General features: G+C 71.3%; 12 protein-coding genes and 1 pseudogene. 12 read left to right on the top strand and 1 reads right to left on the bottom strand.

All coding sequences use genetic code 11. The features are described from left to right. Positions 1-46: 46 nt before the first annotated feature. The 8 genes from ABD335_RS27710 to ABD335_RS27675 all read left to right on the top strand — a co-directional run bounded on the left by ABD335_RS27710 (position 47) and on the right by ABD335_RS27675 (position 9,787). Positions 47-973 carry a proline dehydrogenase family protein gene (locus tag ABD335_RS27710; protein ID WP_344328405.1) on the top strand — a complete coding sequence of 309 codons (927 nt, stop codon included), beginning with the start codon at positions 47-49 and terminating at the stop codon, positions 971-973. A gap of 62 nt (positions 974-1,035) precedes the next feature. Next, a complete protein-coding gene (gene pruA, locus ABD335_RS27705) occupies positions 1,036-2,667 on the top strand; it encodes an L-glutamate gamma-semialdehyde dehydrogenase (protein ID WP_344328404.1) in 1,632 nt (543 codons plus the stop codon). A gap of 445 nt (positions 2,668-3,112) precedes the next feature. Beyond that, the gene (locus ABD335_RS27700) at positions 3,113-3,244 is read left to right on the top strand and encodes a hypothetical protein (RefSeq protein WP_344328955.1); all 132 of its coding nucleotides are present in this window, start codon (positions 3,113-3,115) and stop codon (positions 3,242-3,244) included. A gap of 89 nt (positions 3,245-3,333) precedes the next feature. Next, on the top strand, positions 3,334-4,371 hold the full coding sequence (locus tag ABD335_RS27695) for a 3-isopropylmalate dehydrogenase (protein ID WP_344328403.1): 1,038 nt from the start codon (positions 3,334-3,336) through the stop codon (positions 4,369-4,371). A gap of 226 nt (positions 4,372-4,597) precedes the next feature. Further along, positions 4,598-5,701 (top strand): branched-chain amino acid aminotransferase, encoded by a 1,104-nt coding sequence (locus ABD335_RS27690; RefSeq protein ID WP_344328401.1) that lies wholly within the window; start codon positions 4,598-4,600, stop codon positions 5,699-5,701. Between the two features lie 423 nt (positions 5,702-6,124). Beyond that, positions 6,125-7,756 (top strand): citramalate synthase, encoded by a 1,632-nt coding sequence (gene cimA / locus ABD335_RS27685; protein WP_344328400.1) that lies wholly within the window; start codon positions 6,125-6,127, stop codon positions 7,754-7,756. Positions 7,757-7,967: 211 nt separating this feature from the next. Next, positions 7,968-9,551: an acyl-CoA carboxylase subunit beta gene (locus tag ABD335_RS27680; protein ID WP_344328398.1), complete on the top strand. Its 1,584-nt coding sequence runs from the start codon at positions 7,968-7,970 to the stop codon at positions 9,549-9,551. A 29-nt stretch (positions 9,552-9,580) separates the two neighbouring features. Continuing rightward, on the top strand, positions 9,581-9,787 hold the full coding sequence (locus ABD335_RS27675; protein ID WP_344328396.1) for an acyl-CoA carboxylase epsilon subunit: 207 nt from the start codon (positions 9,581-9,583) through the stop codon (positions 9,785-9,787). Positions 9,788-9,884: 97 nt separating this feature from the next. Here ABD335_RS27675 and ABD335_RS27670 read toward each other — a convergent pair whose 3' ends face one another. Continuing rightward, a complete protein-coding gene (locus ABD335_RS27670) occupies positions 9,885-10,079 on the bottom strand; it encodes a hypothetical protein (protein ID WP_344328920.1) in 195 nt (64 codons plus the stop codon). A 557-nt stretch (positions 10,080-10,636) separates the two neighbouring features. Between ABD335_RS27670 and ABD335_RS27665 the strand changes: the two genes are divergently transcribed. From ABD335_RS27665 to ABD335_RS27650, 4 genes and pseudogenes are all read left to right on the top strand, one after another. Beyond that, positions 10,637-14,119 carry a sensor histidine kinase gene (locus tag ABD335_RS27665; RefSeq protein ID WP_344328393.1) on the top strand — a complete coding sequence of 1,161 codons (3,483 nt, stop codon included), beginning with the start codon at positions 10,637-10,639 and terminating at the stop codon, positions 14,117-14,119. Positions 14,120-14,128: 9 nt separating this feature from the next. Next, positions 14,129-14,542 (top strand): roadblock/LC7 domain-containing protein, encoded by a 414-nt coding sequence (locus ABD335_RS27660; RefSeq protein ID WP_155072008.1) that lies wholly within the window; start codon positions 14,129-14,131, stop codon positions 14,540-14,542. 66 nt (positions 14,543-14,608) lie between these two features. Further along, positions 14,609-15,022 (top strand): DUF742 domain-containing protein, encoded by a 414-nt coding sequence (locus ABD335_RS27655; RefSeq protein WP_344328390.1) that lies wholly within the window; start codon positions 14,609-14,611, stop codon positions 15,020-15,022. After that, positions 15,003-15,113: pseudogene (locus tag ABD335_RS27650) on the top strand (ATP-binding protein); the annotation flags it as partial. The gene ABD335_RS27655 and the pseudogene ABD335_RS27650, both read left to right, overlap by 20 nt.

The raw sequence follows: 15,113 nt of genomic DNA, 5'->3' as shown, positions 1-15,113 counted from the left end.
CCTGGCCGCTTGTCCACCGTCGAAGAACCATCCGTGGAGGTGCCCCGTGCTGGGTTCCGTGCTCCTCGCGGCCTCGCGCAGCGACAGCATCCGCCGCGTCGTCTCGGCCGCGCCGGTCACCCGTCCCGTGGTGGACCGGTACATCGCCGGAGAGCGCCTCGACCAGGCCCTGACCACCGTCCGCTCCCTGACCGACCAGGGGCTGGAGGTCACCATCGACCACCTGGGCGAGGACGTCACCGACCGCACCGAGGCCCTGCGCGCCCGCGACGCCTACCTGGCGCTGGCCGAGGCCCTCGGCCGCGAGGGGCTCGGGAAGCGCGCCGAGATGTCGGTGAAGCTCTCCGCCTTCGGGCAGGCCCTGCCGGGCGGCGACGACATCGCGTACGCCAACGTCCTGCCGGTCGTCGAGGCCGCCGCCGAGGCCGGCACGACCGTCACCCTGGACATGGAGGACCACACCACGGTCGACTCCACGCTGGCGATCCTGGCGAAGCTGCGCGAGCGGTTCCCCGCCACGGGCGCCGTGCTGCAGTCGTGCCTGTACCGCACCGAGGACGACTGCCGGGCCCTGGCCGGCGAGGGCTCCCGGGTGCGTCTGGTGAAGGGCGCCTACAAGGAGCCGGCGAGCGTCGCCCACCAGGACAAGCGCGAGGTGGACCGGGCGTACGTCCGCTGTCTTCGAATCCTGATGGCGGGGAAGGGCTATCCCATGGTGGCCTCGCACGACCCGCGGATGGTGGCCATCGCCCAGGAACTGGCACGGCGCTCCGGCCGCAAGCCGGACGAGTACGAGTTCCAGATGCTGTACGGCATCCGCGGGGCCGAGCAGAGGCGGCTGACCGCCGAGGGGCACCGGATGCGCGTGTACGTCCCGTACGGCACCGACTGGTACGGGTACTTCATGCGGCGCCTCGCCGAGCGCCCCGCCAACCTGCTGTTCTTCCTGCGCTCGCTGACCACCCGGAACTGAGCGTCGGCGGCCGCGACCGGCCGGACCCACGACACGATCGACCTTCGAAGGAGACACGGCTCATGGACGCTGTGACCCAGGTCCCCACGCCGGTGAACGAGCCGGTGCACACCTACGCACCCGGATCGCCGGAGCGCGCCCGTCTCGAGGCCAGGCTCAAGGAGCTGGCCGGGAACCCCACCGACCTGCCGATGACCATCGGGGGCAAGAAGCGGATGGGCGGCGGCGAGCGCTTCGACGTCGTACAGCCCCACAACCACCGGGCGGTGCTCGGCACCGCCGCCCACGCCACCCGGCAGGACGCGCAGGACGCCATCGACGCCGCGCTCGAGGCCGCCCCCGCGTGGCGCTCGATGTCCTTCGACGACCGCGCCGCGATCTTCCTGCGGGCCGCCGAGCTGCTCGCCGGCCCCTGGCGCGAGACGGTGGCCGCCGCCACCATGCTCGGCCAGTCCAAGACCGCGCAGCAGGCGGAGATCGACACCCCCTGCGAACTGGTGGACTTCTGGCGCTTCAACGTCCACTACGCCCGCCAGATCCTGGCCGAGCAGCCGGTCGCCAACTCCCCGGGCGTGTGGAACCGGCTGGACCACCGTCCGCTGGAGGGCTTCGTCTACGCGATCACGCCCTTCAACTTCACCGCCATCGCGGGCAACCTGCCCACCGCCCCGGCCCTGATGGGGAACGTGGTCCTCTGGAAGCCGTCCCCGACCCAGACCTTCGCGGCCGTGACGGTGATGAGGCTGCTGGAGGAGGCCGGTCTGCCGGCGGGCGTGATCAACCTGCTGACCGGTGACGGCAAGGAGGTCTCCGAGGTGGCGCTGGCCCACCCCGACCTCGCGGGCATCCACTTCACCGGCTCGACCAAGACCTTCCAGTACCTGTGGAAGACGGTCGGCAACAACATCGAGAACTACAAGACGTACCCGAGGCTGGTCGGCGAGACCGGCGGCAAGGACTTCGTCGTCGCCCACCCCTCGGCCGACCCCGCGGTGCTGAGGACCGCGCTGACCCGCGGCGCCTTCGAGTACCAGGGCCAGAAGTGCTCGGCCGCCTCGCGCGCCTACATCCCGCGCTCGATCTGGGAGAACGGCTTCCGGGACGAGTTCGTCGCCGAGGTCGAGGGCCTGACCATGGGCGACGTCACCGACCTGTCGAACTTCATGGGTGCCGTCATCGACGAGCGCGCCTTCGCCAAGAACAAGGCCGCCATCGAGCGGGCGAAGTCCGACCCGGCCTGCGAGATCATCGCCGGCGGCGGCTACGACGACAGCGTCGGCTACTTCGTCCGCCCGACCGTGGTGACCTGCACCGACCCGGGCAGCGAGGTCTTCTGGCAGGAGTACTTCGGCCCGATCCTGGCCGTGCACGTCTACGACGACGGCGAGTACGGGACGGTGCTGGAGCAGATGGAGTCGGTCGCCCCGTACGGGCTGACCGGCAGCATCATCGCCCAGGACCGCGCCGCGGCGGCCCACGCCTGTGAGGTGCTGCGCTTCGCCGCGGGCAACTTCTACATCAACGACAAGCCCACCGGCGCCGTCGTCGGCCAGCAGCCCTTCGGCGGAGGCCGCGCCTCGGGCACCAACGACAAGGCGGGCTCCAAGCAGAACCTGATGCGCTGGACCTCCACCCGCTCCATCAAGGAGACGCTGGTCCCGCCGACCGACTACCGCTACCCGCACATGGGCTGATCCTCCCCTCCGTCGGCCCGTGCCCGCCGCCCCCGTCCGGACCCCCGCGGACGGGGGCGGCGCCGTCTCCACGGTCGGGGATCGCGACCGCGGTGCCGTACGGGCGGCTCCGGGACCGCCGGGAGGCGGGTTCGACGGCGGAACGACGCTTCGGGCGCCGTCTCCTCCGGACGGGCGGAGTGCTCCGGGTCACAGTGCCGAAAGCCCAGGTCAGGGAGGTTGCCGTCTCAGATAGTAGGAAGGCCAACTATTAGGCGGGACATCACAGCTTTCAACCCTTACTTTGGTAGGAGCCGAACGTCTCGCTCCATCAGCGACTGGCGGACGAGGCGCGGTGCCCCGTCGCAGGCGACCCCTGCCGCACCGCACGCCCCCGCCGCTTACGGCACGTCGGGATCCCCCTTTCCCCACCTTTCCGGTTTCCGTCTCCACAGGGAGTTCGATCATGGACGAGACCGCACGCCGCCGTGCCCGTCACACCATCCGCACCCACGACGACGACGCTCGCAAGAACGCCGCCGCCGCCCTCCAGCGGGCGCTGGACCGGCGCGACAACGGTGGCGCCACGGGCCACTGAACGCCCGGAAGGCGCCCGTCCGGCGGGGCTCCGGTCCGCATCGTGGACGGCTCGTGTCATCTCCTGGGACGAACGGTAAGGTCCTCCCCATGTCTCGCAGCATCAACCTCGCAGTGATCCCCGGTGACGGCATCGGCCAGGAGGTCGTGGCCCAGGGCCTGAAGGTCCTGTCCGCCGTCCTGCCGGAGGACGTGAAGCTGCAGACACAGGAGTACGACCTCGGCGCGAAGCGCTGGCACGCCACGGGGGAGACCCTGCCGGACGCGGAGCTGGAGCGGCTGAAGGGTCACGACGCGATCCTGCTCGGCGCGATCGGCGCCCCGTCCGTGCCCTCCGGCGTGCTGGAGCGCGGGCTGCTGCTCAAGCTGCGCTTCGCCTTCGACCACTACGTCAACCTGCGGCCGTCGAAGCTCTTCCCCGGCACGGCGACCCCGCTCGCGGGCCGCCCGGAGATCGACTTCGTCGTCGTCCGCGAGGGCACCGAGGGTCCGTACACGGGCAACGGCGGCTCCCTGCGCACCGGCACCCCGGCCGAGGTGGCCACCGAGGTCAGCGTGAACACCGCCTACGGCGTCGAGCGCGTGGTGCGGTACGCGTACGAGCAGGCCAAGGCCCGGCCGCGCAGGAAGCTCACGCTGGTCCACAAGAACAACGTCCTCGTGCACGCCGGTCACCTGTGGAAGAACATCTTCGACAGGGTCGGCGAGGAGTACCCCGAGGTCACCACCGACTACCTCCACGTGGACGCCGCGACGATCTTCTTCGTCACCCAGCCCGAGCGCTTCGACGTGATCGTCACCGACAACCTCTTCGGCGACATCCTGACCGACCTGGCCGCCGCCGTCTCCGGTGGCATCGGGCTGGCCGCCTCCGGGAACATCAACCCCACCGGGGCCTTCCCGTCGATGTTCGAGCCGGTCCACGGTTCCGCGCCCGACATCGCCGGCACCGGCAAGGCCGACCCCACCGCGACGATCCTCTCCGTCGCGCTGATGCTGCGACACCTCGGCTTCGAGTCCGAGGCCGCGCGGATCGAGGAGGCGGTCTCCGCCGACCTCGCGGAGCGCTCCGGCGCCCGAACCACCGACGAGATCGGCGACGCGCTCGCGGTACGAGTAGCCGACTAGCGAGCCCCGCCGCACGCTCGGCCGGGCCCGCGGGCGCCCGGCCGCTGTGCTACTCGGCGGTTGGGTGCGACCATCTACCCCAGGACCGCCCACCCGTGCTCGCCGTACGGTCCACCGCCCGATAATCGGACGCGGGCTTCCGTATGCGGGGAAGCTCGGACGTCCTACTACCGTCGGGACGACGGGAGCGCGGTCCGCCACGACACACAGTGAAGGACGCGCTCACATGACGACGCCCCGTATCGACTTCGATCTCAAGCCCTCCGCGCAGCCGCTGTCCGACGCGGAGCGCGAGGCGATCCTCGCCGACCCCGGATTCGGCCGGTACTTCACCGACCACATGGTCACCATCCGGTGGACCGAGGGCCGGGGATGGCACGACGCGCAGTTGCAGCCCTACGCACCGCTCCAGATGGACCCGGCGAACATGACGCTGCACTACGCCCAGACGATCTTCGAGGGCCTCAAGGCGTACCGTCAGCCCGACGGTTCGGTCGCCGTCTTCCGTCCGGAGGCCAACGCCGCGCGCTTCCAGCGCTCGGCGCGTCGGCTGGCCATGCCCGAACTGCCGGTGGAGACCTTCGTCGAGGCGTGCGACCTGCTGGTGCGCCAGGACAAGGCGTGGGTGCCCCACCAGGCCGAGCAGTCGCTCTACCTGCGGCCCTTCATGTTCGCCTCGGAGGTCGGCCTCGGGGTCCGGCCCGCGAACGAGTACCTGTTCATGGTGATCGCCTCGCCCGCCGGCGCGTACTTCCCCAGGGGGGTCAAGCCGGTCTCGGTGTGGATCTCGCGGGAGTACGTGCGCGCCGCTCCCGGCGGCACCGGCGAGGCGAAGACGGGCGGCAACTACGCGGCCTCCCTCCTCCCCCAGGCCGAGGCGGCCGAGCACGGCTGCGAGCAGGTGGCGTACCTGGACGCCGGCGAGCGCCGCTGGGTCGAGGAAATGGGCGGCATGAACATGTACTTCGTGGTGGGATCGGGCGCCGACGCCACCATCGTCACCCCCAAGCTGACCGGCACCCTGCTGCCGGGCATCACCCGGGACTCGCTGCTGACCATCGCCGCGGACATGGGCTACCGCACCGAGGAGCGCCTCATCTCCGTCGAGGAGTGGCGCGAGGGCAACATCGACGGAACGATCACCGAGGTGTTCGCCTGCGGCACCGCTGCCGTCATCACCCCGGTCGGCACGGTGAAGTCGACCGCCGCGCAGTGGACCGTCGGCGACGGCGAGCCGGGCGAGGTCACGATGAGGCTGCGCGAGAGGCTCCTCGCCATCCAGACCGGTCGCGCGGAGGACCGTTACGGCTGGATGCACAAGCTGGCCTGATCCGATGCCCGCCGACGCCGTCGGCGCACCCGTCCGCGCGTCCTGGTCCCGGCGCGACCGGCAGCCCCGCTCGCCGGTCGCGCCGCCCGGCCACGGCGGCACGGGCCGTGGGGGAGCCGGCCGGACGCTCCCACATCGTGAGACCGTTTTCCCACCGCCGGGGCGTCCGTGTCAGACTGCACCCGTGCCTTCGTACGCCATGATTATCGGCAGCAGGCGCGCCGGTCCGCAGTGACCGCCTCCGTGCACATCCGGTGCGGTGGTGGACACCGTGTCCCAGACCCGCGCGCAGACCTCTCGCACCCGCGAGAGGTTTTTTCGTTTTCCGACCCCAACCGGGCGGGACGAGGGCGTGCGGGATGATGGGGACAAGTGGGGCCAAGCCTTCCGGACCTTCACTCATCCGACAGGAGCCAGACCAGCATGACCGACGCCGCGGACTCCCAGCAGCCGGGGGACGCGTCCCACGTCAGTGACGCGTTTCACGTCTTCGACACCACCCTCCGTGACGGAGCCCAGCGCGAGGGGATCAACCTCTCCGTCACGGACAAGCTGACCATCGCCCGCCACCTGGACGACTTCGGTGTCGGCTTCATCGAAGGCGGCTGGCCGGGGGCCAACCCCCGGGACACCGAGTTCTTCCGGCGCGCCCGTGAGGAGATCGACTTCCGGCACGCGCGGCTCGTCGCCTTCGGCGCCACCCGCAAGGCGGGCGTCGCCGCGGCCGACGACCCCCAGGTGCAGGCCCTGATCGACTCCGAGGCGCCGGTGGTGACCCTCGTCGCCAAGGCCCACGACCGCCACGTGGAACTGGCGCTGCGCACCACGCTGGAGGAGAACCTGGCGATGGTCCGCGACACCGTGGAGCACCTGCGGGCCGCGGGCCGCCGTGTCTTCGTCGACTGCGAGCACTTCTTCGACGGCTACCACGCCAATCCCGAGTACGCCAAGCAGGTGGTGCGCACCGCCCACGAGGCCGGTGCCGACGTGGTGGTCCTGTGCGACACCAACGGCGGCATGCTCCCGGCCCAGGTGCAGGCCGTGGTGCGGACCGTCCGCGCCGACACCGGCGCCCGTCTGGGCATCCACGCCCAGGACGACACCGGCTGCGCCGTCGCCAACACCCTCGCCGCCGTGGACGCGGGCGCCACGCACGTGCAGTGCACCGCCAACGGCTACGGCGAGCGCGTGGGCAACGCCAACCTCTTCTCCGTCGTCGCCGCGCTGGAACTGAAGTACGACATGCGGGTCCTGCCCGAGGGCGCGCTGCGCGAGGCGACCCGGATCTCCCACGCCATCGCCGAGGTCGTCAACATCGCGCCCTCCACCCACCAGCCGTACGTCGGCGTCTCGGCCTTCGCGCACAAGGCCGGACTGCACGCCTCCGCCATCAAGGTGGACCCCGACCTGTACCAGCACATCGACCCCGAGCTGGTCGGCAACCGGCTGCGGATGCTCGTCTCCGACATGGCCGGCCGCGCCTCGGTCGAGCTCAAGGGCAAGGAACTGGGGATCGACCTCGGCGGCGACCGGGAGCTGGTCGGCCGGATCGTGGAGAGGGTCAAGGAGCGCGAGCTCAAGGGCTACAGCTACGAGGCCGCCGACGCCTCCTTCGAACTCCTGCTGCGCGAGGAGGTGGAGGGCCGCCCGCTGCGCTTCTTCACCACCGAGTCCTGGCGCACCATCGTGGAGACCCGGCCCGACGGCTCCCACGCCAACGAGGCGACCGTGAAGCTGTGGGCCAAGGGCGAGCGCATCGTCTCCACGGCCGAGGGGAACGGCCCCGTCAACGCCCTGGACCGGGCGCTGCGGCTGGCGCTGGAGCGGATCTACCCCCAGCTCGCCCAGATGGGTCTGGTGGACTACAAGGTCCGCATCCTGGCGGGCACGCAGGGGACCGAGTCCACCACCCGGGTGCTGGTCTCCACCGGCGACGGCGCCGGCGAGTGGTCCACCGTCGGGGTCGCCGACAACGTCATCGCCGCCTCCTGGCAGGCCCTCGTCGACGCCTACGCGTACGGGTTGCTGCGCGCCGGTGTCGAGCCCCGGGGCTGACCGTCCGTCACGGGACGTTCGTCGCATACCTCTGACGTTCGCCGCCGCGCATTGTGGGAACCCCACAGTGCGCGGCGGCAAAACCAGGAGCCTCTCGCAGGTGTACGCCCTTTCGGGTGCACGGTTCTGTCCAGCGTGACCATGAATCGCGGGTGGAGACTGTACGAATCCAACGACGGTCTACGGCGGAGTTGTTTCGTAGGGTTCGTACATGACCGATCTGTCCCAGGCGCCGTCAGCGGCGAGCGACACCCGTGGCCGTGTGGCGGAGTTGCAGGCCATTCGCGAGCAGGTGCGGCGCGGCCCGAGCGAGAAGGCGACCGAGGCACAGCACGCCAAGGGCAAGCTGACGGCCCGTGAGCGGATCGAGCTGCTGCTGGATCCGGGTTCGTTCCACGAGGTGGGGCCGTTGCGGCGGCACCGGGCCACCGGGTTCGGCCTGGAGGCCAAGCGGCCGTACACCGACGGGGTGATCACCGGCTGGGGCACGGTCGAGGGCCGGACGGTGTTCGTCTACGCCCACGACTTCCGGATCTTCGGCGGGGCGCTGGGCGAGGCCCACGCGCAGAAGATCCACAAGATCATGGACATGGCCATCGCGGCGGGCGCGCCGCTGGTCTCGCTCAACGACGGGGCCGGGGCCCGCATCCAGGAGGGTGTGGTGGCGCTCGCCGGCTACGGCGGGATCTTCCAGCGCAACACCAAGGCGAGCGGGGTGATCCCGCAGATCTCGGTGATGCTGGGCCCGTGCGCGGGCGGCGCGGCCTACTCCCCGGCGCTGACCGACTTCGTCTTCATGGTCCGCGAGACCTCGCAGATGTTCATCACCGGGCCCGACGTGGTCCAGGCGGTGACCGGCGAGGAGATCACCCAGAACGGGCTGGGCGGCGCGGACGTGCACGCCACCACCTCCGGCGTGGCGCACTTCGTCTACGACGACGAGGCCACCTGTCTGGAGGAGGTCCGCTACCTGCTGTCGATGCTGCCGTCCAACAACCGGGAGAACCCGCCGCGGACCGAGTGCGCCGATCCGGTGGACCGGCGGTGTGAGACGCTGGTGGACCTGGTGCCGGCCGACGGGAACCGCCCCTACGACATGCGCGCGGTGATCGAGGAGATCGTCGACGACGGCGAGGTGCTGGAGGTCCACGAGCGCTGGGCCAACAACATCATCTGCGCGCTGGCCCGGATCGACGGGCAGGTGGTGGGGCTCGTGGCCAACCAGCCCAACGTGCTGGCCGGGGTGCTGGACATCCACGCCTCGGAGAAGGCCGCCCGCTTCGTGCAGATGTGCGACGCGTTCAACATCCCCATCATCACGCTGCTGGACGTGCCCGGCTTCCTGCCGGGGGTGGACCAGGAGCACGGCGGGATCATCCGGCACGGCGCGAAGCTGCTGTACGCGTACTGCAACGCCACCGTGCCGCGGATCTCGCTGATCCTGCGGAAGGCCTACGGCGGGGCGTACATCGTGATGGACTCCCAGTCCATCGGCGCGGACGTCACCTACGCGTGGCCGACCAACGAGATCGCGGTGATGGGCGCCGAGGGCGCCGCGAACGTCATCTTCCGCCGGCAGATCGCCGCGGCCGACGACCCCGAGGCCGTCCGGGAGAAGCTCGTCAAGGAGTACAAGGCCGAGCTGATGCACCCCTACTACGCGGCCGAGCGCGGTCTGGTGGACGACGTCATCGACCCGGCCGACACCCGTGCCACCCTCGCCCACGCCCTGGCGATGCTGCGCACCAAGCACGCGGACCTGCCCGCCCGCAAGCACGGCAACCCGCCCCAGTGACATCCAGTGATCCAGTGAGGGAGAGTCTCATGCCCAGCCCCGCCACCGACGTGGTCCGGGTCGAGAAGGGGCAGGCCAGCGAGGAGGAACTCGCCGCGGTCACCGCCCTGCTCCTGGCCCGTGCCGCCACCCACACCCGCCCCGCGGCGTCCGCGCGGCCCCGCCGCACCCCCGCCCCCTGGCGCCGCCCGGAGCGGATCCCCACCTACCACGCCCCCCACAGCTGGCAGCACTGAGCCCTGCCGGGAGGACCGGCACGGCGGAAACGCTTCGGCCCCGCACACGCACGGTGTGCGGGGCCGAAGCGTTCCGTCGCCACGGACGCGGATACGGTCAGTCGACGGGGGAGTCCATCAGGACGGTTCGCCGCGGATTGGCGGTCCGGGAGGGCAGAGCGGTGGCCTTCGCCGTCTCTCCGCCGGCGCGCTCGGACGCGGGAACCGCGATCAGCTCGTCGGCGCTCTTGAGGTGGGCCAGGGTCGTGCGTCGCGGGTTGGCGACGCTCCGCGCGGTCATCGTCGTCTTCACCAAGTCTGCCTCGTTCGCCTTCTTGTCGTTCACGGCGGTTCTGCCAAGCTGAGCGTAAGGGTCCCCGTTCCCCACCAGGCATGACTCGGATAACGATCCGCCTGTGATTTTACTCACGAATCGTCAGGCAAAAGCCGCATAAGGGACCGTCTCGCCTGGGATGACAAACGGACATACATGCTGTAATTCGGATATTCGGCTCTCCGGTGCCGCTACCGGGGCAGTGAGCACTCTCGGTCGCCGAGAGGGAAGCTAGCTGCCAAAAGTCCGTAATGGGCGTTATCCGTCTGCACCCTCCGCGACGCATCGTCTGCGCAGCGTCACTCGCGTCACGGCCTTGTCCACGGCCCTTGTTGGAGTTCCGGCACTGTGCTGGAATTCCACGGACCGCCGCAGAGAAAGCCGGCGCGCAAGGGGGCGCACAGCAGCGCCGCGCGGCGGCGACTCGGGGGCGCGCCGGTCACTCACGACCGTCAGGGGGGTCCTCGCGGGCCTTCCCGACTCGATACCGTTCCGCCGTTCGCGGGGGGACGCCTGGTCCAGAGGTTGCGACGCTAGTGCAGGGACGTTTCAAGAGGGATGGCAGCGCTGTGGGGGACCCGGAGCTGCGCGGTGCGACCGACCGCGGCTCCTCGCCCCAGCGTGCCCAGGAGAGCGGTGGCCGGGAGCAGGCCCTCGACGCCGACGGGGGCAAGCGCGCGAACGCGCAGCCGGACGGCGAACCGGAGGCCGGCCCGAAACCCAAGGAGCCCAGCACGACGGGCTCGCGTCTCGCTCTGCGCAACTGGCGCATCAGTACCCGTCTGGTCTCGCTGCTGGCCCTTCCGGTCGTGGCGGCCACCTCGCTGGGCGCGTTGCGCATCCAGAGCTCGCTGGACGAGGTCGACCAGCTCGACAACATGAAGCTCCTCACGGAGATGACCGAGCACGCCACCGAGTTGGCGGCGGCCCTCCAGGAGGAACGGGACCGTTCGGCCGGTCCGCTGACCGGCACCGGCAACCCCAAGGACGACACGGTCGTCGGACCGCGTGAGAAGACCGACCGGGTCAAGGCGGCGTTCTTCGACGCCACCAGCGGCATCGAGGGCGCCGACGACAAGGTGCTCTCCGGTGTCCGGGCGACGATCACCGACATCTCCCGGCAGCTCAACACGCTGAAGAACATCCGGGATCGGGCGTACGACAGCCCCCAGAACATCTCCCAGACGGTCAACGACTACAACCAGTTGATCGAGTCGCTGCTGAGCCTGTCGCAGGACATGGCGCAGGCCACCAGCAACCCGGACATGATCCAGAGCACCCGCGCCCTGGCCGCGTTCTCCTCCGCCAAGGAGTACGCCTCCATGCAGCGCGCGATCATCAGCGCCGGCCTGGCCCGCAAGGACGGCCCGAAGCTCTCGGACAGCGACCACCTCTACATCAGGACCGCCTGGGAGAGCGAGCGCGCCGCCCGCAAGCGCTTCGCCGACATCTACGGGACCAGCCGCGCGGCCGAGCTCACCAAGCCGCTCGACGAGGGCATCGTCAACATCACCTCGGCCGACCAGTATGCCGAGCGCGTGGTGAAGGACCCCGAGGGCATCTCGCGCGAGAACCGCTCCTACCTGGACTGGTTCGACCAGGACCGGGTCAAGATCGAGCAGATGGGCCGGATCGAGGCCTCCCTCCTCACGGAGATGGACGACCAGGCCCGCCGGCTGCGCTCCGAGGCCCAGCAGGACGCCTTCTTCAACGGCGTCCTGGTCCTGCTGGTGCTCGGCATCTCGCTGGTCGGCGCGTTCGTCGTGGCCCGCTCCATGGTCCGCTCGCTGCGCCGGCTGCAGGACACCGCGCAGGACGTGGCCCGCCGCCGTCTGCCCGAGCTGGTCAAGCAGCTCTCCGAGGCGGACCCGCAGGACGTCGACACCTCCGTGGAGTCCGTCGGTGTCCACAGCCGTGACGAGATCGGCCGGGTGGCCGCGGCGTTCGACGACGTCCACCGCGAGGCGGTCCGGCTCGCCGCCGAGCAGGCGCTGCTGCGGGGCAACGTCAACGCGATGTTCACCAACCTCTCGCGCCGCAGCCAGGGTCTGATCCAGCGCCAGCTGTCGATCATCTCGGAGCTGGAGTCCCGCGAGGCCGACCCGGACCAGCTCTCCTCGCTGTTCAAGCTGGACCACCTGGCGACCCGTATGCGCCGCAACGGCGAGAACCTCCTCGTCCTCGCGGGCGAGGAGCCCGGCCGCCGCTGGACGCGTCCGGTGCCGCTGGTGGACGTGCTCCGCGCCGCCGCGTCCGAGGTGGAGCAGTACGAGCGCATCGAGCTGAACGCCGTTCCCACCACCCAGGTCGCGGGCCGGGTCGTCAACGACCTGGTGCACCTGCTGGCCGAGCTGTTGGAGAACGCCACCTCGTTCTCCTCGCCGCAGACCAAGGTCAAGGTCACCGGTCACGCGCTGCCCGACGGCCGCGTGCTGATCGAGATCCACGACACCGGCATCGGTCTGTCGCCCGAGGACCTGGCGGCGATCAACGAGCGGCTCGCCAACCCGCCGACGGTCGACGTCTCGGTCTCCCGCCGCATGGGTCTGTTCGTGGTCGGCCGGCTCTCCCTGCGCCACGGCATCCGCATCCAGCTCAGGCCCTCCGACTCCGGTGGCACGACCGCGCTGGTCATGCTCCCGGTCGACGTCACCCAGCGTGGCGGGCAGCAGCAGAAGAAGCCCGGCGAGGGCGGCCAGGGCCCCGGCCCGTCCGCCACGCTCCGGCGCGAGCCGCAGGGCGGCGGGGCACCGGCCGGCACCAGCCGGCTCGGCGCGCTGCCCACCCGCGGCCAGGTCCAGGGCGGCTCCTCGCGCGCCGCGCTGCCGGGCGCCGGCCCCGTCGGCGGTGGTGGCCCCGCCGGAGGCGGCTTCGGCGCTCCGCCCTCCCGCCCCGGTCCGGGCACCGGGCAGCCCGCCCGTCCGGGCGCGGGCGCCCCGATGGGGGCCAGCGCGACGAACGCGACCTCCTTCGGCGCCGACGCGCGTCCCGAGCCCCGGGCCGACCGGCCCGCGCGGCGCGACGACGTCTCCGCGGGCGAGCTGCCCGCGGGGCCGGGCGAACGGCGTCCGAGCTGGGCCGACGGCCGTGGCGACCGGGCGTCCGGCCCGCGCGAGGTGCCCGACGCGCCGCGCGGGCACGAGGAGGTCGAGTCCACCGCGCAGTTCCCCCGTGTCGGCGCGTACCAGCAGCCTTCCGGGCCCGGCGACACCGCCGAGTTCCCGCGCCTCGAGCCGGGCGGCGGCCAGGGCGGTCCCCAGGGGCCGCAGGAGACGGGCCGGTTCCCGCGTCCGCAGGCTCCGCAGGACACGGGGCAGTACCCGCGTCCGCAGGCTCCCCAGGAGACGGGCGAGTTCCCGCGCTCGCAGGTTCCCGCTCCCCAGGAGACGGGCGAGTTCCCGCGTCCGCAGGCTCCCGCTCCCCAGGAGACGGGCCAGTACCCGATCCCCCAGCAGAACGTCCCCGCCGTCCGCGACAACACCGGTTTCGAGCTGCCCGGCAGCTCCTCCACCGCCAGCGCGGACGAGCGCACCCCGATCTTCGAGTCGGTCGAGTCGAGCTGGTTCAGCGCCCGGCGCGCCGGCCGGCGGGGCTCGGACGACTCCCCGTCCGCGGGGGCGTCCCGGCCGGGGGCCGGGGGGCCCTCGGCCCCCGCGGCCGCCACCGCGGCGGCTCCGCCGAAGTCCCAGGGACGGTCCGCCGCCGGCGCGTCCGGCGACACCTGGGAGGAGACCCCGAACGACGAGCGCTGGCGCCGGGCCGAACAGCTCCGCCAGCCCGCTTCGGGCGGGGTCACCACGTCCGGCCTGCCCCGCCGCGTACCGCGCGCCAACCTGGTCGCGGGCACCGCGCAGCAGCGGCCGTCCGCGCCGACCGGTCCGCAGGTCTCGCGCGCCCCCGACGACGTCCGCGGCCGGCTGACCAATCTCCGCCGGGGCATCCAGCAGGGCCGGCAGGCCGGAAGCGGCCGGGCCGGCGGCAGCCGCGGCATAGGCCCCACCTACCAGCAGGAGCGTTAGTTGAGTCCGATGAGCCAGGCGGCGCAGAATCTGAACTGGTTGATCACCAACTTCGTGGAGAACACCCCGGGGGTGTCGCACACGGTGGTGGTCTCCGCCGACGGCCTCCTTCTGGCCATGTCCGAGGGGTTCCCGCGGGACCGTGCCGATCAGTTGGCGGCGGTCGCGTCGGGTCTGACCTCGCTGACCGCTGGTGCGTCGCGCATCTTCGAGGGGGGTGCGGTGAATCAGACGGTGGTGGAGATGGAGCGGGGGTTCCTCTTCATCATGTCGATCTCCGACGGTTCCTCGTTGGCGGTGCTGGCCCATCCGGAGGCGGACATCGGTCTGGTGGGGTACGAGATGGCCCTGTTGGTGGACCGGGCCGGTACGGTGCTGACCCCGGATCTCCGTGCCGAACTCCAGGGAAGCCTTCTCAACTAGGCACCGCTCCCCCCACACGAGCACCACAGTCCGCATCGCCGACCTCATGCCTCGCTCGGAGGAGCCATGACCCCGCCGCCCGCCTCACCCGGTTCGTACGGTGGCCTGAACGATCACGTGCCGTACGGCGGCGAAGGCGACCAGCCGCTGGTGCGGCCGTACGCCATGACCGGGGGGCGTACCCGCCCGCGCTACCAGCTCGCCATAGAGGCGCTGGTGAGCACCACCGCCGACCCGGCGCAGCTCATGGGGCTGCTCCCGGAGCACCAGCGGATCTGCCACCTGTGCCAGGAGGTCAAGTCGGTCGCGGAGATCTCGGCACTGCTCGCTATACCTCTGGGGGTGGCGCGAATTCTCGTCGCCGACCTGGCCGAGGCCGGGATGGTGGCGATCCACCAGCCGGGCAGCAGCAGCGAGCCCGGCGGTGCACCGGATGTGACACTGCTCGAAAGGGTGCTCAGTGGACTTCGCAAGCTCTAGCCCGCAGGCCGCCTACGGGACTTCCGCATCGCGGGCCACCACCTCCGCGAAGATCGTGGTGGCGGGCGGGTTCGGCGTGGGCAAGACGACC

It is taken from the genome of Streptomyces macrosporus, assembly GCF_039533145.1.
Taxonomy (GTDB): Bacteria; Actinomycetota; Actinomycetes; order Streptomycetales; family Streptomycetaceae; genus Streptomyces; species Streptomyces macrosporus.
The sequence above is the reverse complement of the archived record's forward strand: the minus strand, read 5'-3'. Positions and strand labels throughout refer to the sequence as shown.